Origin of the sequence: Streptomyces sp. NPDC048637 (assembly GCF_040650675.1) — a bacterium.
In the GTDB taxonomy this organism is placed as follows: Bacteria; Actinomycetota; Actinomycetes; order Streptomycetales; family Streptomycetaceae; genus Streptomyces.
Genome location: NZ_JBEZHQ010000005.1, coordinates 31,182 through 54,637, shown reverse-complemented (window position 1 = coordinate 54,637; position 23,456 = coordinate 31,182). Strand labels below are relative to the sequence as shown.

17 protein-coding genes and 8 pseudogenes are annotated in these 23,456 nt (G+C 68.7%); 13 read left to right on the top strand and 12 right to left on the bottom strand.

All coding sequences use genetic code 11. The features are described from left to right. Positions 1–22 precede the first annotated feature (22 nt). Positions 23–985, bottom strand: a complete 963-nt coding sequence (locus AB0C46_RS09480; protein ID WP_362827054.1) for an NADP-dependent oxidoreductase — start codon at positions 983–985, stop codon at positions 23–25. Positions 986–1,163: 178 nt separating this feature from the next. Between AB0C46_RS09480 and AB0C46_RS09475 the strand changes: the two genes are divergently transcribed. After that, positions 1,164–2,105, top strand: a complete 942-nt coding sequence (locus AB0C46_RS09475) for a LysR family transcriptional regulator (RefSeq protein WP_362827052.1) — start codon at positions 1,164–1,166, stop codon at positions 2,103–2,105. A gap of 159 nt (positions 2,106–2,264) precedes the next feature. Here AB0C46_RS09475 and AB0C46_RS09470 read toward each other — a convergent pair. After that, positions 2,265–2,468 (bottom strand): annotated as a pseudogene (locus AB0C46_RS09470) (site-specific integrase); the annotation flags it as partial. A 912-nt stretch (positions 2,469–3,380) separates the two neighbouring features. Continuing rightward, positions 3,381–4,031 (bottom strand): annotated as a pseudogene (locus AB0C46_RS09465) (NAD(P)H-binding protein); the annotation flags it as partial. A 324-nt stretch (positions 4,032–4,355) separates the two neighbouring features. On the opposite strand from AB0C46_RS09465, the gene AB0C46_RS09460 reads away from it, so the two are divergent. Beyond that, the gene (locus AB0C46_RS09460; protein ID WP_362827050.1) at positions 4,356–4,592 is read left to right on the top strand and encodes a tectonin domain-containing protein; all 237 of its coding nucleotides are present in this window, start codon (positions 4,356–4,358) and stop codon (positions 4,590–4,592) included. Between the two features lie 167 nt (positions 4,593–4,759). Here the strand turns inward: AB0C46_RS09460 and AB0C46_RS09455 are convergent, their stop codons facing one another. The 3 genes and pseudogenes from AB0C46_RS09455 to AB0C46_RS09445 form a co-directional block, all read right to left on the bottom strand. Continuing rightward, positions 4,760–7,204 carry a site-specific integrase gene (locus tag AB0C46_RS09455; RefSeq protein WP_362827049.1) on the bottom strand — a complete coding sequence of 815 codons (2,445 nt, stop codon included), beginning with the start codon at positions 7,202–7,204 and terminating at the stop codon, positions 4,760–4,762. Further along, positions 7,197–8,393, bottom strand: coding sequence for a site-specific integrase (locus AB0C46_RS09450; protein WP_168483465.1), 1,197 nt, complete (start codon positions 8,391–8,393; stop codon positions 7,197–7,199). Before AB0C46_RS09450 ends, AB0C46_RS09455 begins: the two co-directional genes overlap by 8 nt. Before the next feature lie 67 nt (positions 8,394–8,460). Next, positions 8,461–8,649 (bottom strand): annotated as a pseudogene (locus tag AB0C46_RS09445) (NAD(P)H-binding protein); the annotation flags it as partial. A 92-nt stretch (positions 8,650–8,741) separates the two neighbouring features. Between AB0C46_RS09445 and AB0C46_RS09440 the strand changes: the two are divergent. Next, positions 8,742–9,113, top strand: coding sequence for a helix-turn-helix domain-containing protein (locus tag AB0C46_RS09440; RefSeq protein ID WP_362827048.1), 372 nt, complete (start codon positions 8,742–8,744; stop codon positions 9,111–9,113). 368 nt (positions 9,114–9,481) lie between these two features. Here AB0C46_RS09440 and AB0C46_RS09435 read toward each other — a convergent pair whose 3' ends face one another. Together AB0C46_RS09435 and AB0C46_RS09430 are read right to left on the bottom strand one after the other, a co-directional pair. Further along, positions 9,482–10,009, bottom strand: a complete 528-nt coding sequence (locus AB0C46_RS09435; protein WP_362827431.1) for a DMT family transporter — start codon at positions 10,007–10,009, stop codon at positions 9,482–9,484. Between the two features lie 24 nt (positions 10,010–10,033). After that, positions 10,034–10,078: pseudogene (locus AB0C46_RS09430) on the bottom strand (hypothetical protein); the annotation flags it as partial. A 53-nt stretch (positions 10,079–10,131) separates the two neighbouring features. Here AB0C46_RS09430 and AB0C46_RS09425 point away from each other — a divergent pair. The 5 genes and pseudogenes from AB0C46_RS09425 (at position 10,132) to AB0C46_RS09405 (ending at position 16,322) form a co-directional block, all read left to right on the top strand. Beyond that, a complete protein-coding gene (locus AB0C46_RS09425; protein WP_362827047.1) occupies positions 10,132–10,962 on the top strand; it encodes a LysR substrate-binding domain-containing protein in 831 nt (276 codons plus the stop codon). A gap of 55 nt (positions 10,963–11,017) precedes the next feature. Next, positions 11,018–13,453, top strand: a pseudogene (locus tag AB0C46_RS09420) (type I polyketide synthase); the annotation flags it as partial. A 49-nt stretch (positions 13,454–13,502) separates the two neighbouring features. Further along, positions 13,503–13,550: pseudogene (locus tag AB0C46_RS09415) on the top strand (hypothetical protein); the annotation flags it as partial. 336 nt (positions 13,551–13,886) lie between these two features. Further along, positions 13,887–14,426, top strand: a complete 540-nt coding sequence (locus AB0C46_RS09410) for a phosphopantetheine-binding protein (RefSeq protein WP_362827430.1) — start codon at positions 13,887–13,889, stop codon at positions 14,424–14,426. Positions 14,427–14,459: 33 nt separating this feature from the next. Further along, positions 14,460–16,322: an AMP-binding protein gene (locus AB0C46_RS09405; protein ID WP_362827045.1), complete on the top strand. Its 1,863-nt coding sequence runs from the start codon at positions 14,460–14,462 to the stop codon at positions 16,320–16,322. Here AB0C46_RS09405 and AB0C46_RS09400 read toward each other — a convergent pair. The 3 genes from AB0C46_RS09400 to AB0C46_RS09390 all read right to left on the bottom strand — a co-directional run bounded on the left by AB0C46_RS09400 (position 16,303) and on the right by AB0C46_RS09390 (position 19,823). Next, positions 16,303–18,171, bottom strand: a complete 1,869-nt coding sequence (locus AB0C46_RS09400) for an Ig-like domain repeat protein (protein ID WP_362827044.1) — start codon at positions 18,169–18,171, stop codon at positions 16,303–16,305. The two genes, AB0C46_RS09405 and AB0C46_RS09400, sit on opposite strands and share 20 nt — an antisense overlap. 578 nt (positions 18,172–18,749) lie before the next feature. After that, positions 18,750–19,181, bottom strand: coding sequence for a tautomerase family protein (locus AB0C46_RS09395; protein WP_362827042.1), 432 nt, complete (start codon positions 19,179–19,181; stop codon positions 18,750–18,752). A gap of 3 nt (positions 19,182–19,184) precedes the next feature. Beyond that, on the bottom strand, positions 19,185–19,823 hold the full coding sequence (locus tag AB0C46_RS09390; RefSeq protein WP_362827041.1) for a carboxymuconolactone decarboxylase family protein: 639 nt from the start codon (positions 19,821–19,823) through the stop codon (positions 19,185–19,187). Between the two features lie 156 nt (positions 19,824–19,979). Between AB0C46_RS09390 and AB0C46_RS09385 the strand changes: the two are divergent. Both AB0C46_RS09385 and AB0C46_RS09380 read left to right on the top strand, forming a co-directional pair. Beyond that, a pseudogene (locus AB0C46_RS09385) lies at positions 19,980–20,237 on the top strand (LysR family transcriptional regulator); the annotation flags it as partial. Between the two features lie 16 nt (positions 20,238–20,253). Beyond that, complete coding sequence (locus AB0C46_RS09380; RefSeq protein ID WP_362827040.1) at positions 20,254–20,583, top strand: hypothetical protein; 330 nt, start codon at positions 20,254–20,256, stop codon at positions 20,581–20,583. Between the two features lie 24 nt (positions 20,584–20,607). Here the strand turns inward: AB0C46_RS09380 and AB0C46_RS09375 are convergent, their stop codons facing one another. Next, the gene (locus AB0C46_RS09375; RefSeq protein WP_362827038.1) at positions 20,608–20,862 is read right to left on the bottom strand and encodes a hypothetical protein; all 255 of its coding nucleotides are present in this window, start codon (positions 20,860–20,862) and stop codon (positions 20,608–20,610) included. Here AB0C46_RS09375 and AB0C46_RS09370 point away from each other — a divergent pair. The 3 genes and pseudogenes from AB0C46_RS09370 to AB0C46_RS09360 form a co-directional block, all read left to right on the top strand. After that, positions 20,798–21,160 (top strand): annotated as a pseudogene (locus tag AB0C46_RS09370) (PIG-L family deacetylase); the annotation flags it as partial. The gene AB0C46_RS09375 and the pseudogene AB0C46_RS09370 overlap by 65 nt on opposite strands. Positions 21,161–21,410: 250 nt before the next feature. Then, a complete protein-coding gene (locus tag AB0C46_RS09365) occupies positions 21,411–22,319 on the top strand; it encodes a zinc-binding dehydrogenase (RefSeq protein WP_362827037.1) in 909 nt (302 codons plus the stop codon). Positions 22,320–22,389: 70 nt separating this feature from the next. Continuing rightward, the gene (locus AB0C46_RS09360) at positions 22,390–23,307 is read left to right on the top strand and encodes an AraC family transcriptional regulator (protein WP_362827429.1); all 918 of its coding nucleotides are present in this window, start codon (positions 22,390–22,392) and stop codon (positions 23,305–23,307) included. Positions 23,308–23,456 lie beyond the last annotated feature (149 nt).

Below are 23,456 nucleotides of genomic sequence, written 5' to 3'. Positions count from 1 at the left end.
CGGCGCGCGGGCCCACGTATGTTCAGGGGATGAGGACGAGCTTGCCCGGTACGTGCCCCGCAAGGCCGGCGCGGTGGGCTTTCGCGGCCTCGGCGAGCGGGTAGGTGGCGGCCACGACGACCCGCAGCTCCCCGGAGCCGGCGCGCTCGACGAGACCGCGGCGGGCGGCTGCGCGGACTTCGGTGCCGGCGTCCTGTCCCGGCCCGTAGCCGAGCAGCTTGATGCCGGCTTCCTCGCGTCGCGGGGAACCGGTGATGGAGGCGATCCGCTGCCGGTCGGCCACCAGCTCCAGCGAGACGTCGAGTGCCTCGTCGGTGCCGGCGAAGTCGACCGCGGCACTGACGCCCCGCGGTGCGGCGGCGCGCACCCGGTCGGCGAGCCCGGGACCGTATACGACGGGAGTGGCGCCGAGGTCGCGCAGCAGCGGATGATTGCGCTCCGCGGCGGTGGCGATCACCGTGGCCCCCCGAGCGGCGGCGAGTTGCACCCCCATCAACCCCACCCCACCGGACCCGCCGTGGACGAGGACCGTGTCGCCGGTACCCACCCCCGCGGCTTCCAGCGCGTGGACCGCGGTGGTGCCGGTCAGCATCAGCGACCCCGCCTCCGCCCAGCCGAGGCCGGCGGGCTTGCGGAAGATCGACGTGGCCGGGGCGGTCACATAGTCGGCGTAGGCGGCCGTCACCGGATACGCGATGACCTCGTCGCCGATGCCCACCCCAGTGACCTCCGCGCCGACCTCGGTGACGACACCGGCGCACTCCAGACCGATCGAGGGCATCGAGGCGACGATTCCGGCGGCGTCCTTATGGTCGTCGTCCACGGCGTGGAACGCGCCGCTGTACAGCTTCCAGTCGATGGGGTTCACCCCGGCGGCCCAGACCCGGACGACGACGCCGTCGGCGGCGGCTCGCGGGACGGCCACGCTGATCACGGCGAGCACCTCGGGCGTGCCGTAGGCGGTCGGGCGCACGATCCTGGGCATGACGTCAACTCCGGTCCCGGTAGATGCTGGTCCGCGCCCGCAGGGAAGGGCTGCGCGACAGATGGCTTGTCGAGAGACGTTTCCGCCTCCCCGAGGACCAGCTTCCGTCAGCCTGGGCATAATTCCCAATGCATTCTCGTAAGAGAATAATTGCACCAAACGCACGGAGGGGACGGCTGTGGCGGAGGACCTGGATCTCAACCTCCTGCGCGTCTTCGACGCGCTCATGGACACCGGCAGCGTCGCAGAGGCCGCAGTACGCCTGCACCTGTCCGCACCGGCAACCAGCAGGGCACTCGGCCGACTGCGACGCGCGATGAACGACCCAATCCTCGTCCGGGCCGGTCAGGGCCTCGTACCCACGCCGTTCGCGCAGCGCTCGGCATCCCGCGTCAAAGCCTTGCTCGATGCCGCCGCCGAACTACGGGCCGACACCGCCGACAGCGACCCGCGATCCTGGCAGCGCGCCTTTTCTATCCGCCTCAACGACGCCCTCGTGCCGATCCTTGTGCCCCGACTGCTCCGCCGGGTCACCGCGGACGCCCCCGGAGTACAACTCCGCTTCCTGGCTCAGAACTCCAAGGAGCCCGACCTCCTGCGCGACGGCACCGTCGACCTTGACGTCGGTGTGATGGGTCCTCCGCCCGTGGACATCCACACCGCAAAGCTGTTTACCGCCCGCTTCGTGGCCGTCGTCGCCGCCGACTCCGACCTGGGACGCTCGGCCCAGCTCACCATCAACGACCTGTGCGCCCACCCCCACATCTCCGCCTCGCGACGCGGCCTCGCCGCAGGTCCACTCGACGACGCCCTTGAGCAGGCCGGACGCTCGCGCCATGTCGCGGCAGTCGTCCCCTCCTACACCGCCGGAGCCCTCGCAACCCTCGAAGGAGACGCCATCTGCCTCATCCCCCACCTCACGGCCGCGCACCTGATCGAGCAAGGCATCCCCCTGCGTCACCACGAAGTCCCCCTCGCCCTGCCCACCACCGACGTGGAACTCCGATGGCACCGGCGGGTCGACGAAGACCCCGCATCGCAATGGCTGCGCGATCACCTCAAGCGCGCCGTCCAGCCGCTCGGCCGTGTTCCCTCCGGCGGAGGGCGGTCGGAGCCATAAGCAGATCGCTTCGGCGCTTGTAGATGTCGCTGTCGAAGCTGGTCGCCCACCGAGGGAATCGAATCCTGCAAGACCGGCTGGTACTCGACGGACCGTCCCAGCGTCGTGCCTTTTCGATGGCGCCTGGCCACCCGGAGGGCCCTGCTCGCTGCCGTGGCGTCAGCGGCGTGCGTCGCCGGGCGCAAGGAGGCTGGTCAGCTCCGAGATCGCCTCGGGGGACGGCTTGAAGTAGCGGCGGACGTTCTCCGGTTTCTTGTGCCTCGACTTCGCCATCAGCATCAGCAGGGAGGCGCCCTGTTCTCCGAGGTGGGTGAGGGCGGAATGGCGGTACTCGTGCAGGTCCCAGCCGGTTCCCGGCCCGCGTCCACCAAGCTTCAGCGGAACGAACGTCGTGTGGCAGTCCCCGACGGTTGTGCGGTGGTGGGATCGCAAGAGCTGGTGTGGTGGGGGCGAGTCTGCGATCCGAGCGTTCCGTCGGCCGTAGCTGACGTACACGGCCAGACAACGACCGGGAGACCTTCACCTGTCTCTCGCGCTCCTTGCACGGCCCAGGCCAGGTGAGGGACCGCCCTGTGCAATGCAGAGCCTCCCGGACCGGTCGACCTCCTCAGCGGTCAGGTCGGCGACCATCCGCTCCTCCAGTCCGCGGGCTGGCTCGGCGTACTCGGCGGGCGAGGAGTGGAACACAGCGGGCCAGATCCGCCAACAGTAGTCGCTTGCTCCGGCGGGGGTTCGTGCGTGGCGGGTCACGACGACGCGCAATGTCTGGTGAGGGCACCGCTGTACTCCGGCTCTCCACTTTCGAGCACGCGGAGAAGGGACGCGGTGACGACACGTGCACTACGGCCGATGCGCAGCACACGGCACGGGAATTCCCCGCGACGAACCAGGTCGTACCCCTTGGCTCGCGAGAACCCCAACGCCCTGGAAGCCTCCCCCACGCTCCCCGTTCCGTCCCAGGTTGCGCGGATGCTCGTAGGGCTATATCGGGCGCCCTGCACCTCGTTGGCTTGTTTGTGCATTTCGCATTCTCCGGCGTGAGAGTGGTGTCGCCTAAACACGGCTGATACGGGTTTTCTGCGCGTGTTCAAGAAGCGGCGGTGGACTCTTAATGATCCGTGCGATCGCCGGTTTGGCTAACCGGCGATCCCGCGCTATGTTGCGTCGCTTCGAAGCGACCCAGCGCGCGAAGCCTCCCGCGGAAATAACAGGCTCCTCGATCATCAGCACTGGATCGCGGAGTACGAGGAGCAGTTCCGGCGGTGCTGAGCAGTCTCAGCGGAACGCGGCGACGTTGCGGGCGGCCCATTCGGTGAAGGGGCGCGGGGTGCGGCCGAGGACCTGCTGGACGTCCGGGCTGACGCGCAGCTCGGCTGGGTTCGGGGAGCCGAGGATGTCCAGAGTGTCGTCGGCGAGTTCCGCCGGCATGCTCTGGGTCATGGCGGTCCTGGCCTCGTCGCGGGTGAGCTCGTGAAACCTCACCGGCGAGCCCAGCGCGCCGGCGATGGCCTCCGCCTGCTGGCGCGGCGTGATCACCTCAGGGCCGGTCAGCTCGTACACGCCGCCGGCGTGCCGGTCCTCCAGCAGGCAGGCCGCCGCGACCGCGGCGATGTCCGTCGGGTCGATGATCGGCACCCCGACGTCGCCGAAAGGTGCGGCGACGACCTGTTGCGCGCGGACGGACTCGGCCCACCACAGGGCGTTGGAGGCGAAGCCACCCGGCCGCAGGATGGCCCACTCCAGGCCGGACTCCCGCAGCATGTCCTCCAGCGCGCGCATCGCGATCCGCGTGGGGCCGAAGGGTCTGGTCACCACGCCCAGCGTGGAGAGCAGGACGACTCGGCGGACCCCGCTGGCCGCGGCTTGGCCGATGATGTCCGCCGGGTTGGCCCCGGCGGCGTGCAGGTCGCCGGACAGCAGGAGGAACTTCTCTGCACTTCATTCGGTCGAGTGATGGACCGGTCAGAGTGCCACTTCTCCAAGATCACGAAGGCCCAGGTGCCGCCGACGCTATGACCGCGGCTACACAGGCCGAGCGCCATGTCGATCCGCTATCTGAGGTACCCGATTCCGGTCAGACGGCTCCCAGGCCGACTGCCCGCGCGCCTTGCTTCCAGGGGATGACCGAGCCTCAAACATCGGTTTCAGGAATATTGTGATGATCTGGTGGCATACTATCCTGTTTGGCTGCATCTCCTGTTCGCCAAGTACCTGAATGCAACGTCCAAGGCGAAGAGGAGCGAATTCGGTATGGCTGATTGGAAGTTGATCTCTGGGAGTCTCACGGCGATCTCGGCCGGATCCAGGACCAATGTGTGGGGTGTCGATTCCGCTGGCGGCATCTACCGGTACACGAACAATGACGCCAGCCCGTGGGTGAAGATCCCTGGCGGTCTGAGCGACATCGGTGCGGGCGCTGACGGCACCGTGTGGGGCGTCAACTCCCGCAACGAGATCTTCCGGTACACCGGAGACCAACCAAGCTGAGTTCTGCTGGCAATGACGCCGCGGGGGTCCCCAGTCCGTTACGACTTGGGACCTTCGTGGCGTTTCACGCAGTCTTCGCCTTGCGCTCTCAAAGTTGCGCCCCGACCCGCAGCCGACCCCGGCCGAGTTGGGAGATCATCACGATCGCCGGACCTGGTAGTCACGTTTCACTGCTCCTTGGTTTGCATGCGGGGCGTGGGGATACCGAGGTCGACGAGCGGGCGTTGTGCCCGGCGCCGGGTATCGTCCCTTTTGGTACGGAGGAGTTGGAGCGTGAGGTCGAGCCCCTCGATCTCACCGGCCCAGCCTTCGGATTTGGCGCGGGCTAGGCGGGTGATGAGGTCGGCTTCGAGGTCGTCGAGGCGACTGATCATCTTCGGGTCGACCTGGAGCATGGGGCAGCGGATGCAGGCGTGCTCGTGCTGGCAGGGGGTGCCGTACGGGCGTCCGCATGCGCCGAGTTCGACCTTGCGTTTGTCGAAGTGCTCTTCGAACTCTTCCCACTCGTCGCTCGTTACGCCACGGTATTCGTCGTCGGGGCGGAGTCGGCGACGCTCGTTGAGGTGGGCGAGATAGTGGCGGATGACGTCTTCGTCGAAGACAGCGACGTAACCACGAGTTGTCTGGACGTTGAGATGGCCGAGAAGGGCGGCACCGATGTGGATCGGTAGCCCGCTGTTGACGAGCTCAGTGGTGAAGATGCGGCGGAAGTCGTGCGGGGTGAACTTGACTGAACGGAACGCGGGATGACGTTCAGCGAGGTCCTTGCAGCGCCGTTCGAGCATGCTCAGGACGGTTACCGGGCTGAGCACGCTGCGGGTTGAGCCGATCTTGCGCTGGAACAGGAACGGCATGGGAGGGCTCCAGACCTTGTCGTGCGGGTCGAAGCGCCGCAGGAGCGGGACGGGGTTACCGTCTCGGGTGTGCCGTCGGATGACGGAGGCGATGACGTGGAACAGCTCGGCGGACATCGGGACGACGCGCTCCCGGTCGGTCTTGGACGGGCTGACGACCAGGAGGGCGACCATCTCGCCGCTATTGCGTTGGTAGTGACGGATACTGAGGTGACTGACCTCGCACATCTCCTCGATGCGGACGCCCGAATGACGCAAGGTTTCGACCGCGGCCCAGTCCCAGAAGGCTGTCTCCTCCTCTGCTTCGATCATGATCAGCTGCCCGGTGTCGTCCCGGACACGGACGGGCGTGCGGTGGCCGTCGCGAGTGAGTGTGAGATCCTCCTCGGTCAGGACGCGGCGGTAGGTGCGGCCGACGTGGGTGAAGGGCGCGTTGGTGGCTGATGCTGATGCCTGTTCCAGGAGAGTGCGGGTGTGGTCGTAGCGCTCTTCGACGTGTCGGACGAGAAGTGGCAGGAGTGGCTGTCGCTGTCGGGTTCGGTCGGCGGACCGCTCGTTGATCCGGCGGCGGCGCTTTGCCAGTCCGCGCAGTTCACTGGGCGGGACAGGACATGAGGCGACCCAGGGCGCCCAGCGGTCGGGTTCATCGGCGGCCCAGGTGTGCAGGTCGTAGTAGAAACTGCGGACGGCGATGACGATGGCGTCGACGCCGATGCGGGGCTTGCCGTCCTTGCGAATGCCGATCTTCTTGCGCCAGGTGCTGTAGAGGTCAGCCGGGATGCTCAGATCGGCTTGCTCGGGGTTGATCTCTTCGATGCCGGCCCAGAAGTCGTGGGCGAGGTGTCGGACGATATTGACCAGAGAGGCGTAGTCGGTGTCTGCCTTGCGGCGGTGGAAGTAGTCGAGCAGGAGCCGGCGGACGCTCTGGTTGCGGATGGTGTGACGGTCGACGAGTTCCTCGAGGGTGAGTTGGCCGCGGTGCAGTGCCTGACGCATGGTGGCGGGTGTGCTGGGCGAGAAGTGCCCCATCGCGTGGAGGACGTTCCAGGAAGCGCGACCGGCGAACACGTTGGCGTCCTTCTTTCCCGGCCGCAGGGCGGTTTTGACCTTCCGCGATTCGTGGGCGTGGTGGAGCAGGGCCGCAGGGGTGAGATCCGCGAAGCCGATGCCCTGGACCGCGAGCAGGGAGCACACGTCGAAGAGGGCTTCACGTTTATGCGGCCAGGAGATGTCATGGGCGGTGACGTGTTCGGAGTACTTCTCCAGCAGCGGGTCCTTCTGGGCAGCGATGAACTGGTCGGCGAACCCGTTGAAGTTGTGCTTCTTCATCACCAGCAGCGTGGGCTGGACGATCCGCAGGCAGAACAGCGCCTTGACGCCGATGCTGTAGTTCTGCCCGTACCGGTTGGTGCCCAGGTCAGCGGCGTTGATATCGCCCCGGCCCAGTGGGCTGGCGTCCCAGCGGTGCTGCCAGGTGCTGCCCTCGAACCGGTCAAGGTAGGCCAGGACACGCCGGGTTGAAGCCCGATGCTGATCGGCGGTCTGCGCGACAGCTGCTGTACAGACGTCGTGAGCGAGTTCGCCGATGCGCTGTGACGAGGCGGTGGACAGGTCACCGAAGGGGCGGGGCCGTGTGGTCGGGGAGGCTGGGCGGGCCTCGATCTGGCCTGCGACGAAGCGGTCTGCGAAGCCGGGCTCGTCGCTGACCTGGACGTGGCGGCGGCTGACTCCGGTGGTGGGGCGCGTCAGGTCAGCCACCGAAGACCGCCTCGATGTCCGCAGTGGCGTAGCCCGCGGGGTAGTGCCGCGGCGGCCGGGGCGCGGAGTAGTGCTCGGTGAGCTTGTCGAAAAGCTCCTCGATATGGACGGCCAGATAGCGGCTGGTGGTGTGGATGTCCGAGTGCCGCATGATCGTCTGGACCTCGGGGAGTGTGAGTTTCCCGCTGTTGGCCATGCGGTAAGCGGCGGTGTGCCGCAGATCGTGAAGGGACCAGTTCGTGCCCAGCAGCATGTTCGCCCGCTGCATGACACGGCGCATCGCCCAGTAGGTCAGTGGACGCTCGGGTCCGCGGATGGTCCGCCAGACCGGTGCACCCCCGGTGGGCGTGCCCGCCGTGTCGAGATAGAGGGCCAGGCGGAACAGCCCCTGCGGGGAGACCGGCACCGCTTCCCTGGCCCGCGTGCCTTTGGTGATTACGTAGATGCGCTGGCGGGACCAGTCGATATCACCGACCGCGATGCCGAGAAGTTCCTCGGCACGGGCGCCGCTGGAGACGTAGATCTCCAGCAGTGCCCGGTCCCGGTCGCAGTTCATCGCGCCGAACAGTTCGTCCCACAACCGGTCGGGAATGGAGCGCGGCGGCCGGTCGGACACCCGCTGCCGCAACCGAGCCCGTCCGACCAACGGCGTGGGCTCCAACGGACTACGGTGTCCCAGAGCCCGGCGCCGCTGCGGCGAGTGCGGCACCGGGTTCATGACCGGACCGTGCCCCTGATGGGCGTGGAACTCGTAGAACCCGCTGATCACCGTCAGGGCGTGGTTGATGGTCCGCGGCGCGTACCCGGCACCCAGAGACGCCTTGCCCGTGCGGAGATTGACCGCTCCGGCCACCGGGGTGTCGGCCCTGTGCCGTTGGCGCTGTGGGTTGGCCGCCGAGCGAAGCCAACCCGTCAGCACCGCGACCTCGGACTCCGTCGCGCGGTCCCACCCGGTGCCCAGCAGCCAAAGCAGGCGGAACCACCGCAGCATCCCGTAGCCGTAGCTCCGGCAGGTCAGCGGGCTGGAATCCCCGAGCGCCAGGTCCCGCAGAAACGCCCTGACCGGCTCGACCTCGGCTCCCACCGGGTCGAGAACCGCGTACGGCGGATGTGCCCGGCTCACCTCGACGACTCGTCCGAGGCGGGGAATGACTCGCTGCCCCTCCATCAACTCATTGCGTACATCCATCACTTGCTCCCTGATCGCGGCCTGTAACACCGTGACCAACGAGGCGAGGATGGTGCAGTTAACAGAGCAATGCCTTCGCTCCGGCCAGCGTGGGCTTGAGGCCGGCCGGCTCGGTCAGGTCGGCCGCCACGTGGCGGACGCCGTTCGGTATCGCCGCCGTGTGCCGGGACACGGCCGTCACCTGCTGGCCCGCCGCGGCCAGTGCCTGCGTCAACGGCCGGCCGATATTCCCGGTAGCCCCGGTCACCACGATCATGATCAGCTCCTCGTCAGATGTCCTCTGTTGCCTGCACGTTAGGAAGGATGGCTAACATTTCGTAAGGACGTACCTTGAAGTAAGCTCATGACGTGACGGAAGGCGTGCAGCGCAGACAGGCCGAGGCGGGGAAGCGATATGACGTGTTACACATCAACTGCCCCGCGCGAAATGTGGTCGACCATGTGACCAGCAGGTGGGGCATCTGGGTGCTGATCTCCTTGCGGAGCAACGACCTCCGGTTCTACGAGCTGCGCGAGAGCATCCAGGGCATCAGCGAGAAGATGCTCGCTCAGACCCTGCGCGCGCTGGTCCAGGACGGCTTGGTCTGGCGGGAGGTCGAGCCGACGACGCCGCCCCAGGTCACCTACGGGCTGACCGAGTTCGGGCGGGACATCGGCGAGCCGCTGACGGAGCTGTTCGACCGCATCACCCGGCAGCTGCCGCCGTACAGCGCGGGATAGCGTGGCAGGGACCTGCCTTCGGTGTACCCGTCGCCCCAGCAGCTGACGACCACTCGATCGCCGAGCCGCCCGTGAAGAGATCGGCGGCTACCAAAGTACCCCGGCCATCCGGCACCACCGCGCGAACGAATCCAGAGCCATCCGGTGATCCTGGACAACGGAACGCAACCGCTCGCACCGACTGGTCCGTGGCCGCGTCGCACAGGCCGGTCGCCCGCAGGGGGAGCCGGACAATCCTCCGGGGCCGCTGCCCGAAGGCGGGGGTGTTCACCACGCCACATGCGGCATCGTCGGCTGCACAGCCTCGTGCCCACCGGACGGCAGCACGCCGCACCGGTCGGTCGGCCGCAGCCTCACCACGCGTGCGGTCACTTGCCTCGTTCGCGGTGTTTCCCGGACGCAGAAGACGCTGGGCGCTGCGCCAGTGCGGCGCCCGCCAGGATGACCAGTTCGCCGACCGGCTGATGCCATTTCAGCATCTCGCCGAGGATGACCACACCCGCGGCAGTGGAGACGATGGGCACCAGGTAGGTCACCATGGACGCCACTGTGGCGCCCGCGTCCCGCACCAGCCCGTATTGGATCAGGAAGGCCAGACCGGTCCCCAGGGTACCGAGCACGATCAGGGACAGCGTCTGTACGACAGGGAAAGATGTGGGTGCCGAGGTGAGGAAGGGTGTGACCAGGGCGAGTTCGACGGCACCCGCGGTGACCTGGGCAGTGGACAGTGCCACGCTGGAGTGGCCCGAGTCGGTGAGGAACCGACGGACGTAGACCCATCCGGCACCCATGCTCAGGGCGGCGCCCAATGCCATGCCGGCCCCCACAGGGTCGCCGACGTTCGCACCGTTCCAAATCCCGAAGACCACCAGCACGCCGAGGAACCCGATGGCCATGCCCACGAGCCGGTTCCTGTTGGGCCGCTCTCCGGGCAGCACGCTCAATGCCACGAGAAGGGTGAACAACGGGGTAGTGGCGTTGCAGATGCCGGCGAGAGCCGAGGTGATCCGCTCCTCGGATGCACGTCACCACCTCGGCCATCTCCCAGCAGATCCGCAAGTTCGAGCAGGAGACCGGACACCAGCTGGTGAAGCGCAGCGGCCGCGGAGTCGAACTGACCTCCATCGCCCAGTTGCTGGCCGTTCGCGCGGGGCAGATCCTCGCACTGGTCGACGAGACCGAGGCCGAGCTCCAGGCATACCGAAGCGCGCCTCTGGGCGAGCTCACGCTAGGCGCTTTTCCCACCGCTGCCCGTGGTCTGGTGCCACACGCACTCCGCCTGCTCACCAAGCGCGCCCCAGAACTCCAGCTCCACATACGTGAGATGGATTTCGACTCGCCGCTGATCCAGGTGGAGCGCGGGGACCTGGACGTCGGGCTGGTCCAGGACTGGGACCACGTGCCGATTGGCTGGCCGGACGCGGTCCGCAAGAAACTGCTCATGACGGACACGGCCCGGGTGGCCCTTTCCGAAGACCACCGGCTGGCCGGACAGACGACCGTGCGGATGAGCGAGCTGGTCGACGAGCGGTGGATCAGCAGGGTCCGACGCTCGACATGTCACGAATGGCTGCTGTTCACCATGCGGGAGCAGGGCACCGAGCCGCGCATCGTGCACACGGTCAACGAACACCCCACACAACTGGCCCTCGTTTCAGCGGGCGTGGGACTGGCCATGGTGCCCACCCTTGGGCTCGGACCGCTCCCTACGGGTATCCGAGTCGTTCCCGTCGAGCCGGAACTGACCCGCCGTGTCTATGCGGTGTGGCGGGCTGAGGGCTCCGTGCGCCCCTCCGTACGGGCCGCAGTCAACGCGCTGGCCACGGTCGGCGAGCGGCTCTCTCGCTGACGTTCAGCCACAGCGAACGCCGAATGCCCGCGACCTGATCTAGCGCAATTCCGTGATGCGCGCTGTCCCTTCTTCCAGGGACATCCCGGAATTGATCGCGGTAGTTAGTGTCACAGCCATGTCGACACCTCGTTCGTCTGCGGAACCAATTGCCGTCGTCGGAATGGGCTGCCGCTTTCCACCGTCGCTTTCCTCACCGGAAGAGCTGTGGAACTTCGTCGCGCACGGCGGCAGCGCCACGGCTCCGGGGTTCCCCACCGACCGCGGTTGGGATGTGCAGGCTCTCACCAATCCCGACACGGGAGCTCCCGGGGCGACGTATGCGCGGGGCGGGGCGTTCATCGACGGTGTCGCAGACTTCGACGCGTCGTTCTTCGGCATCAGCCCCCGTGAGGCGCTGGGCATGGACCCGCAGCAGCGGATCCTTCTGGAGACCTCCTGGGAGGCGCTCGAACGCGCCGGAATCGATCCGACGCGGCTCGCGGGCACGCGCACCGGGGTCTACTTCGGAGTGGTGGCCCAGGAATACGGCCCGAGAGTGTTCGCCGGGGAGGCGGACCACTCCGGGCATCTGACGACGGGCACCGCCCCGAGCGTGGCCTCGGGGCGCGTCTCCTACGCGCTGGGCCTGGAGGGGCCGGCCGTCACGGTCGACACCGCCTGCTCGTCGTCCCTCACTGCCATCCACCTGGCGGTCCGGGCGCTGAGGGCCGGCGAGTGCTCACTTGCGCTCACGGGCGGCGCCAACGTGGTCTGCGCGCCGAGCATCCTCGTCGGCTTCGGGCAGCTCGGGGCTCTCGCCCCCGACGGCCGCAGCAAGCCGTTCTCGGCCGAGGCCGACGGGTTCGGCGTGTCGGAAGGGGCCGGGGTCCTGGTTCTGGAACGGCTCTCGGACGCGCGGCGTCGTGGTCACACCGTACTGGCGCTGCTGCCTGGCACTGGGATCGGCCAGGACGGCGCGTCCGACGGCCTGTCGGCCCCGAGCGAGGCAGGCCAGCAACGCGTGATACGCGACGCCCTCGCCGACGCCGGACTGGCCCCGGGCGACATCGCCGTCGTGGAGGCCCACGGCACGGGCACGAAGGTCGGCGACCCGATCGAAGCACGCGCCCTCATCGCCGCTTATGGCGCCGCCCGGTCGGCTGACGACCCGCTCCTCGTAGGGTCGGTCAAGTCCAACATCGGCCACCCCCAGGCATCGGCGGGCGTCGCCGGCGTCATCAAGATGGTCGAGGCGGTACGCCGCGCCGAGCTGCCCGGGACCCTGCACCTGTCGCGCGTGACGGGCGCCGTCGACTGGTCTGCGGGGACCGTGCGGGTGACGTCCGAGACCACCCCCTGGCCGGTCAGGGGCGAATGGGAGACACACCACCCGCGACGCGCAGCCGTGTCGTCGTTCGGTATCAGCGGGACCAATGCCCACGTCATCGTGCAGCAGGCACCCCCGCAGCGGGCATGGGACGCCGCGCGCGCAGTGCAGCCGGAGGACCAGGGAGTCGTGCCGCTCGTCCTCTCGGCCAAGACGGAGGCGGCGCTGCGCGCACAGTCCGCCAAGCTGCTCGCACACCTCACCGAGCGCCCTGAACTCCGCCTCGCCGATGTCGCCCACACACTGGCCACCGGCCGGGCCCGCCTCGACCACCGCTCCGTGCTGCTGGCGGATGGCCGCGACCAGGCTCTGGAGGGGCTCGCCGCGCTCGCCGAGGGCCGGCCGCACACGGCTACCGTCACCGGGAAGGCCGGGGCGGTCGGCTCCGTCGACTTCGTGTTCCCCGGCCAGGGCTCGCAGTGGATGCAGATGGCGGGTGAACTGCTCCGCACCAGCGCCGTGTTCAAAGAGGCGATCGAGGAGTGCGAATGCGCCTTCGCCGAGTTCGTCGACTGGTCGCTGCTCGATGTCCTGCGGGGCGGGCCTCAGGCGCCGGGCCTGGACCGCGTCGACGTCGTCCAACCTGCCTTGTTCGCCGTCATGGTCTCCCTCGCGCGCACCTGGCAGGCGTTCGGCATCTGGCCCCGGGCGGTGATCGGGCATTCGCAGGGCGAGATCGCGGCGGCCCATATCGCCGGCGCGCTCTCGCTCCGGGACGCGGTGAAGATCGTCACCCTGCGCAGCAAGGCCATCGTGGCCATCGCGGGGACGGGCGGCATGGCGTCCCTGGCGCTGAGCGCCGACGAGGTGGCACCCCTCCTGGAGCGCTGGGGCGACCGCCTGGGCATCGCCGCCGTCAACGGGCCGCGCACGACAGTGGTGTCCGGCGAGGCGACGGCACTCGACGCGTTCGTACGCAGCTGCGAGGCCGAGGACATACGGGTGCGCCGCATACCCGTCGACTACGCCTCACACTCCTCCTACGTCGAGGAACTCCGGGAGGATCTGCGCCAGGCGCTGGCGGGAGTCGAACCGGCCCCCTGCGACATTGAGTTTCTCTCCACCGTCACCGGACAGCCGATGGAGGGGAACGCACTCGGCTCCGCCTACTGGTACCGCAATCTGCGCCGGACGGTGCGCTTCGAGCAGGCGGTGCGTACCGCGTACGAACGTGGCCAACACATTCCTCGACGCACTTGCCGAGCACCGGCGCCAGCGCGGGCTCCCCGCGACCTCCCTCGCTTGGGGCGTGTGGGCGCAGGAGACCGGGATGACCGGCCACCTCAGCGAGATGGACCACGCCCGTCTGCGCAGCCTGGGTTTCTCGGCGATGTCGTCCGAGGAGGGGCTGGCGCTGTTCGACGCCGCGTTGCGCAACGGTCGTTCGCTGCTTGTCCCCGCGCGTCTCGACCTGCCGTCCGGACGGACCCGGGCGGCTCAGGGCGCGGGGGAACGGCCCTCGGTCCTCGGCGGATTCGTACGGCCCGGACTGCGCGTGGCGAGCAACGGCCTGCGCGCGGACGATGCCCCGCGGCTCGGCGACGGCCTCGGCCGCATGACCCAGGACGAGCGGCGCGCGGCGCTGCTCGCCCTGGTGCGCAGCGTCGCCGCGACCGTTCTGGGGCATGACACACCGGAGGCCGTCGGCCACGACGTGAACTTCAAGGACCTCGGGTTCGACTCTCTGGGCGCCGTCGCCTTCCGCAACCGCCTCAAGAACACCACCGGGCTTCCCGTCTCCACGAGCGCCGTCTTCGACCACAAGACCCCGGCGGCGCTGGTGGAGCACCTGCTCACACTGCTGCCGCAGGCTCCCACGCCCGCGACGCCGGCCCCGGCTCCGGCGTCAGCCCCCGCACCTCTCCCCGCCGCGGACCCGACGCCTCGAGAGAGCGCCGAACGTACCCCGGCAGCCGGGACGACGTGGCCGCTGAGCAGCTATCAGCAGGACGTCGTCACGGCCGCGCTGACCTACCCCGACCGACCCGTCGCCCAGCCCAGCGGCTACCTCCGGCTGCGTGGCATCACAGACGTCGACCGGATGAAGGCGGCGATCCTCCGCACCGCGCGTCGGCATGACGCCATGCGACTGTGACTCGCACCGCACGGCGACGAGTGGCGGCAACAGGTGCTGCCCGACTACCCGGACGTCGAGGTTGTGTCCTTCCGCGACGCCCCCGATCCGGGAGACGCCTGCCGGCGGTGGATCGACCGGACCACCGAGACCGTCATCGCTCTGGACGGACCGCTCGTGCAGACGACGATCCTGATCGACGACGCCGACTCGCTGGTCGTGTACTGCCGTCTCCATCACGCCGTGGCCGACGCATGGGGCATCAACCTCATGCTCAAGGAGATCTGCGAGCACTTCGAGGCCCACGACGGCCAGGCCCCGGACGCATCCGCCCCGGCGCCCAGTTGCCTTGACGTCATCGCGGCGGACCGCGCGTACCGCGTTTCACCGAGCCGGCAGGCCGACAGGGATGCGCTGGTCGCCGCGGTGGGCGGGCTGTCGCCCGCGCTGTTCCCCCGTGCCGCGACCGTGAGCGGCCGGCGCAGGCTGCGGCGGTCCGTCCACGTCGATTCCCACCTCGCCGACCGCGTACGGGACACGGGGCGCTCGATCTTCGCGGTGACCGCGGCCGCCCTCGCCACCTGTCTGCGCCGGCTGCACCACGACGGCGACATCGTCCTCGGAGTCCCCCTGCTCAACCGGCGGACTCCGGAGGACCTCGCGACCATGTCGGATGTCGCGAACATTCTGCCCCTCCACGTGCCCGTCGACGAGCACAGCACGCTGCTCGACCTCGCCGACCGGATCCGCTCGGACGTCTGGGACCTCACGTCCCATCAACGGTTCCCACTGGGCGAACTGCTCGCCGCGCTGCGCGACGAAGGCCATCGGGGGCAGGGCCTGTTCGACGTCACCTATTCGTACATCACGGTTCCCGACAGCCCGCTCGACCGGCCGGACGACGTCGAGCTGACCGTTCTCTCCTCCGGGTACTCGCTCGACGCCGTCAACATCGTCGTGCGCGAACACGAGAGCGACGGCTCGCTCGACGTGGACCTCTTCTACGCCGACGACGTCTTCGACGACGCCTTCCGCGTCGAGGCGGCGATGGGACATGTCATCCGGCTCATCGACGGGGGACTGCGGTCGGCCGATGCACCGCTGCGTACGCTGGCGATGCTCGGCCCCGACGAAACCGCCCGCATCGATGCGTTCGAACGCCCTCACACGGCCGAACTCGACGAGACGGCGACCCTCGACCGGCTGGTCGCGGCGCAGGCCGTCCGCACACCGGACCGCCCGGCCGTCGTCGGGTCCGATGCCGACGGGCGCACCCATACGCTGACCTACGCGGAATTCCTCGGGCGCGTTTCCCGGCTCGCTCAGCGGCTGCGGGACGCCGGGCTGCGGCCGGAGGAGTGCGTGCCGGTTCTGCTGCCGCGGTCCAGGGAGTTCCTGATCGCGGTGCACGCCGTACATGCGGCGGGGGGCGCCTACGTACCCGTCGACCCGCAGCACCCGCAGGAACGCGTCCGGTCCTTGCTGACGGACTGCCAGGCACGGATGGCCATCTGCAACGAGGAGTCCGAGGGCCTCCTCGGTTCGCTGGGCATCCGGCCCGTGCCGGCCGCCGCTTCAGCGCAGGGTGACGCCTCCGACGCAGACCCGGAGCGCGCCGCAGGGCCCGTTCCGGCCACGTCCCGGCCCACGGACCTGGCCTATGTCCTGTACACCTCGGGCTCCACCGGCACTCCGAAGGGCGTGATGATCGAGCACCGTTCGGTCGTCAACCGCCTGGCGTGGATGCAGCGTCGGTACCCCCTGCGAGACGACGACGTCATCCTGCACAAGACGCCCGCCACGTTCGATGTGTCGGTCTGGGAGCTCATGTGGTGGGCCCGGGCCGGAGCGGGGGTGGCGGTGGCGCCGGTGGGGGCCGAGCTCGGATCCGGCGAGGTCAGCCGGGGAGGGGGATGAACAGCAGGATGTTGTGGGCGGTGGCGGCGGTGTAGCAGGCAGTGCCGGGGAAGGTGGCGGTGTAGAAGGGGGTGGCGACGGCGAAGACGGGGACGACGGCGTTGTGGAGGGTGGCGGTGCCATTGGCGTCGGTGACGGCGGTGCCGAGGTTGACCGGTCCGAAGAGCGTGGTGGCGGTGAAGGTCACCGGCTGACCGGCCACCGGCATCCCCGAGGTGGTCGTCAGGGTGGCGCTGAGGGTGGGGATGTAGAACTCGGGCAGCGGGGTCAGCCGGAGCCGGATCGTGCCTGGCTGCGCGGTCAGCGTGGTGGGGGTGGGGTTCACGGTGACGGGGGTGCCGGCGGGGGAGCCGGTGAAGCAGCTGTCACCGCTATAGGTGGCGGTGAGGGTGCCGGTGGTCAGGGCGGTGGTGGTGAAGCAGGCCTGCCCCGATGCGTTGACGGGGACGATCTGAGTCTGGCCGTTGGGGAGGGTGAAGGTGACCGTGCCGGTCGGCACGGAGGTGGTGGCTGGTGCCGGGGTGATGGTGGCGCACACGGTCACGCTCTGCCCGCAGGTGGAGGGGTTCGGCGTCACCGACAGCGCCGTCGTTGTGGGGTTGGGGCTCAGGGTGACGGAGGTGGGGTTGCCGTTCACGGTCGCGGTGAACGTACCCGCGGTGTAGGTGTGGGTGGTCTGCCCGCTCCCGGTGGCGTCCAGGGGGACGGTGACCGTGGGGCTGGCGTCCCCGAAGTCCACCACCGCCGTCCCGTTGGGAGTCCCCCCGGAAATGTTGAACGTCACCGGCTGCCCGCACACCGGCGACGCCGGTGAGGTCGTCACCGTCAACGGCGAAATCTCCGTCACGTTGGCCGAATTGGCGTTGGTGACGTAGACATTGCTGTTCTGCGCTGCCGCCACCGAGAACGGGAACGCGCCGACGGGGACCGTGGCCAGGACTGTGTTCGTGGTGCTGCTGATCACCGTCACGTTGTTGGAATTGCTGTTGCCGACGTAGACGTTGCCGGTCGGCGCCACCGCCACTCCGAACGGGCCCCCGCCGGTGGGGACGGTGGCCAGGACCGTGTTCGTGGCGCTGTCGATCACCGTCACGTTGTTGGAAACGGTGTTGGTGACGTAGACGTTGCCGTTCTGCGCCACCGCAATCACTCCCGGGACCGTGCCGGCGGGGACGGTGGCCAGGACGGTGTTCGTGGCGCTGTCGATCACCGTCACGTTGTTCGAGGTCTGGTTGGCGATGTAGACGTTGCCGTTTTGCGCCACCGCCGCCGCGCCCGGGAAACCACCGGTGGGGAGGGTGGTCAGGACGGTGTTCGTGGCGCTGCTGATCACCGTCACGGTGTTCGCGTTCCGGTTCGCGACGTAGACGTTGCCGTTCGCCGCCACCGCCACCGCGTCCGGGACCGCGCCGACGGGGACGGTGGCCAGGACCGTGTTCGTGGCGCTGCTGATCACCGTCACGTTGTTCGAAGTGCTGTTGGCGACGTAGACGTTGCCGTTCGGCGCCACCGCCAGTGCGAACGGGCCCCCGCCGACGGGGACGGTGGCCAGGACGGTGTTCGTGGCGCTGCTGATCACCGTCACGTTGCTCGAGCTCTGGTTGGTGACGTAGACGTTGCCGTTCGGCGCCACCGCGATCATGGCCGGGTTCGAACCGGTGGGGACGGTGGCCAGGACGGTGTTCGTGGTGCTGCTGATCACCGTCACGTTGTTGGAATTGGCGTTGCCGACGTAGACGTTGCCGTTCGGCGCCACCGTCACCGCCAGCGGGCTCGTGCCCGCCGGGATGGTCACCGTGGAGAACGCCGCACTGAAGGGCGCGACCGCAAGCCCCCGTACCGCGGCCACCTCGGATCCACCGGCCGGTACAACCGGCCGAACCCCGCCGGCTACCGCCGGAGCTCCCCACCAACCCGTAATCGGTTCCATGACAAACCTCTCTCAGCTGAGAGGGCCGCCCAAGAACTCCCGCCGGGGCCCGCGTCGCACGGCGCCGGTATACGCGAACCGGACACCGCTTGCACACCGGGACAGAAAGAGGGCACGCCGACATGTACCACGCACCCGCGCACCACAGGGGTTGCCCATCTCTCCCCGGAGAGATGGGCAACCCACCGGAAAACGGTCCCCACCATTAACCCGAAATGGCCAATAGAGCGCTACCGCATTGACTCGAATATCACCCGGACAGACCAATACGCAGCCCAACCCGGGCACGCCGTACGAGACGACGAACTGCCACGCAATGTGGCCCGGAACGTGGAGCTGAGCAGAGAGATGAGGCGAAAAGGGCCTGTGGATGGGTACGGGGCAGTGCAATGACCCTTTCTCGGTAACGTCTCGCGACTCTTCGTGATCTTCGTGCTCGGCCAGTGCGGTCGTGTTCGAGCTCGAGCAGGACGTGGGCGGGGCGGTCGGCGCTCGCCTCAGCTCGTGGCCTCGGCGCCAGTGAGGACGTCGTTCATGCGCTCGTCGTAGCCGGTGGTGGGGTTGACGACGCGGCCGGCAGCCCACCAGTTCTCTCTGGCTGTTTCGGTGATCGTCATCAGGATGTCCTCTTCGGGGACGTCGGCGAACAGCCCAAGGTTGTTGACGATCGCCTGGAACAGTTCGGCCTTCTGCTCGGCGGTGCGGTGGTTGAGGGACAGCTGGATGAACATGGCGCGCTCGCTGCGGCGCAGGCCGAACACGACCGGCTGCATCTGGAAGTCGTCGGGCGAGACCTCGTGGAAGACGTGGAACTGGTCGTCCTGGGGGACCTTCAGCACGTTGACCATCGCCTTGTGGATGCCCAGGGACACATTCCGGCGGTACTCGGAGGTGGTCCCCTGGCGCAGGTAGATGTTGATCAGAGGCATGATCTATTGCCTTCCTTCTCTTTTCTGGATTCTTTGGGTTGGGTCGCCAGCGTCGCCAGCGTCGCCAGCGTCGCCAGCGTCGCCAGCGTCGCCTGCGTGTCGGCGTTCAGGTGGCGGGTGCCTGGGTGTGGTCCGGGGAGGGAGCCGGTACCTGGAACAGGCCAGGAGGCCAGCAGGGCCGACGAGGTTGACCAGGGCGATGCGTGTGTTCTTGCCGAACGCCGCTGCTGCCTCGTCATAGAGGCCGTCCGCCACGCGATGGTCGCGGACCAGCGCAGTGGCCAGACGGTGGGCGAGTTCAGCGTCGGGACGCAGACCGCAGGGAGCGTGGAGCAGGGATGCGATGGCCGGGCCGGGCAGGTCGGCCTTCTCGGCAGCCGCAGTGTGGGCGTACAGCGCGTACTCGGCCCGCCAGTGAGCGGCCACGGTGAGGATGACCACCTCTCGGACATCCGCCGGAATGCCGGCCCGGGTGAGCGCCTGGGCCCACTCCAGCAGAGGCCGGGCGATGCGCGGAGTGCGCAGCAGGGCGTTGAACGGCCGATGAACCACCCGTCGGGCAGGGCGGCCGTGCAGTCCGCCCTCTTCCGCGTTGCGCGCCCGCGTGGCGAGCAGACGGTCGCGCAGTGCGCTGTGCTTCATCGAGGGCATCGGGAGGAAGGAGGGGCAACCGGCCGCCCAGTCCGGAAGTTCCGTTGGCGGGGTGCTCGTTCATGCCCTCCACGCTAGGAACGAGGGGGCATTCCGCCAACGAATGTTCGGCATCATGGATATGCCGATTACTCATGGAGGGCCCTCATGGAGATGACGCTGGTCGGGTTGCGGGTGCTGCGCGAGGTGGCGGAGCGGGGTACCTTCACGGCCGCGGCAGACGCGCTCGGGTACACGCAGTCGGCCGTCTCCCGGCAGATGGCCGCGCTGGAACAGGTGACCGGCGCCCGGCTCTTCGACCGCTACGCCGGCGGTGTCCGGCTGACCGGCTCGGGTCGTGCCCTACTGCGGCACGCCGTCGTCGCCTTGGGCGCCCTGGAGGCTGCCGACCGGGAGTTGCGCGGAGCGGAGGAGGCGCCTGTTGGCCCAGCGGATCGATCAGCTGACCAGGCAGATTCGTGACCTGGAGCGGCACCTGACTGGGCTGGTGGAGCGTCACTTTCCGCAGCTGCTTGTCCCGGTGGGAATCGGCCCGGATAGCGCCGCCACCTTACTGATCACGACGTCGGAGGTAGGGCTCGGCGTCGTCGGGGCGCATGCGGGCGAGGGCGACCATGCCCGTGATGATGACGTCGGCGACCTCGGCGTGGACGTCCTGCCAGGTGTGGCTGTCGCTCTTGCGGGGGTTGGTGCCGCGGGCACCGATGACGGCTTGGGAGGCTTCGCCGGTCTCCTCGGCGATCGAGGGTGACTTCGTTGGTCCCCCGGGCCCTCGTTACATGGACGGGTAGTCGGTGTAACCGCGGTGGTCGCCTCCGTAGAACGTGTTCACGTCGGGCTGGTTCAGGGGTGCCTGGGTCTGCCAGCGCTGCACGAGGTCGGGGTTCGCGATGAAGGCGCGGCCGACAGCGACGAGGTCTGCCTGGTCGTTGTCGAGGAGGGCCTGGGCGATGGCAGCGTCAGTGGACAGTCCCCGCGCGGTCGAACTCACCGACGCCCTGCGTGTGCTCGGCGCGGGCGAACCGCGCATGCTCGGCCACACCGATGCCCGCAACCCGTCGTCCGCCCCCGGCCGGGCCCGGCTCGTCGGCCTACCTCTCGACGAGGCCGCTGGCCAGGTCGTGCGGCACATAAGACAGTTCCGCCCGGACGTCGTGGTCACGCACGACGCGCTCGGACAGCTGACCGGCTATCCGGATCACCGTCACACCCTCCGGATCACTCTGCTCGCCTTCAAAGCCGCAGGGCTCGGGCGGCTGCCCCCTGAAGCGGGGCCTCCGTGGCAGCCTCGTGCTCTGTACCCGGCCATCCACCCGGACAGCGGCATCGGCATCGGCATCGGCGAACTCGGCCCCGCATGTCTGCCCGTCACAGCGTCATCCACCGGATAGGTGCAGGGCTCGACGCGCCGCGAGTCGCACTGACACAGATCGTCAACTGATTGATTCTCACGGGTCTGTTCGCTGTCCCGGTCCTGCGAAAGGGTTCCAAGAAGGCGGCAGTGCAGCATTTGCGCACTCGATCTGTTGCCGCGCCGAGTGTTCAGGCGCACCTACGAGAGAAGGAATCACACCCCTTATGCGCGCCCTTGTGGTCGATCACAGTGAGGCCGGACCCGTCCGGTTCGCCGACGTCGATGAGCCCGTACCGTCCGCCGGTGAGACGTTGGTGGAGATACGGCATATCGGTCTCAACTTCGGAGAGCTGAATTACGTGGACCAGTGGCCGGCCGGCGCTGTGCACGGTCACGACGCGGCCGGCGTCGTGGTGCGCGCCGCATCCGACGGCTCGGGGCCGCCCGAAGGTACGCGCGTCGCAGTGGGAATGGCTCCCCACGCGTGGGCGGAGCGGGTGGCAGTCAGCCCCGCCTCGCTCGGCACCGTCCCCGAGGGCGTGGACCTGGCCGACGCCGCCGCGCTGGGGATCGCCGGAGTCACCCCATTCCGGGTGCTGCGCAAGCGTTCCCTGCTGGCGCGCAACGTTCTGATCACCGGCGCCAGCGGGGGCGTGGGGCACTTCGCCGTCCAGCTGGCGGCGCTGGCGGGCGCCCGGGTGACGGCACTCGTCGGTTCGCCGGAGCGGGCCGCCGGGCTCCGTGAACTCGGGGCCGACAGGGTCCTGACCGACTTGGCCGGGACCGGGGACCGGTTCGACCTCGTCCTGGACACGGTCGGCGGGCCGCTGGTGGCCCAGGCGTGGAGTTCCCTCGCCGAGGGCGGCACCATCCACCTGGTCGGTTACTCCTCGGGGCAGGAAACCACGTTCCCGTCAGGGACCTTGTTCGGCTTCGGCGAACCCCGCAGCATCGCCACCTACGGCGACATGACGCCGACCAGCGGGGAGCTGACGGACCTGCTGGGCCTCATGGCCGCCGGGAGGCTCTCGGCACCGGTCGGACTGCGAGGCGACTGGCAGGACGTGGACGACGCCGTCCAGGCGCTGTTCGCGCGGAAGGTGCACGGAAAGGCCGTTCTTGACGTGGCCTGACGCTGTGGACGAGGACACATGCGCCTCGCCCGCCGGTGGGCGGTTCGCCGTGGTGGACGAGAATGGACCCATGGATGTGCTGGCGGAGGTCTTGCGTGTTTCGGGTGCGCGTGGGGCGCTCGGGGTCATGCTGAAGGCCGGAGGAACCTGGGGCCTGTGGCTGGACTCCTCTCCAGGAGCGGCACTGCACGTGGTGTCCCGCGGCACCATGTGGCTCCACATCCCAGGCGAGAAACCTCTTCAGGTGCAGGCCGGAGACGCCGTCCTGGTGTCGCCGGGCACCGCACACGGGATAGCCGGCGGCGCCGGCGTGACGATGGGTTCCTGCGACCGTGAGGCGGCGGCCCGGTCTTTTGGCGATGGCCGAGCCCTGCGTCTGGGCTCGGCGCCGGTGCAGACGGAAGTGATCGTGCTGCACTACGAGCAGGACCCGGAGGTGCGCACACCGGTGCTTACCTCCCTCGCTCGGCCGATGCACGTCACAGCCCGGGAGAACGCGCAGCTCAGAAGGACCGTCGAACTTCTCGCTGCGGAGCTCGCACAGCCGCAGATCGGCACCACCGCCGCCATCAACAGCATCATCGACCTTCTGCTCGTCCAGTTCGTACGCGCCTGGCTGGCCCGCCACCCGCAGGAACAGTCCGGCTCATGGCTGGGAGCGATGCGTGATCCGGTCGTGCGCGACGCTCTGGCATGTGTCCACGCCCAACCGGAACACCCCTGGACCACGGAGACCCTGGCCGCTGCGACGAGCGTCTCCCGGGCGACACTGTCCAGGCGCTTCCGGTCCGCCCTCGGACAGACGCCGGGCGCGTACGTGACGCAGTGGCGCATCGACCTGGCGTCCGTCCGGCTCCGCGATACCGATGAGCCGGTCGAGTCGATCTCCGGCGCGGTCGGATACGGCTCTCCGCACGCTTTCAGCCGTGCCTTCAGACGTGCCCGAGGCACGGCCCCGGGCGAGTACCGTTCTCGGCTTCGCAAGTGATCCGGGCTCGGGAGAGGTCAGCACCAGTCGGGTGCCGTCCCCCCAGTGCCCACATCGGCACGAGGAATACGCGACACCTCAACTTGCGAGCCCACCAGTCCCACGGCCGAAAGCAGCCGACACCTCGTTGCCCGACAACGCACTTGCCT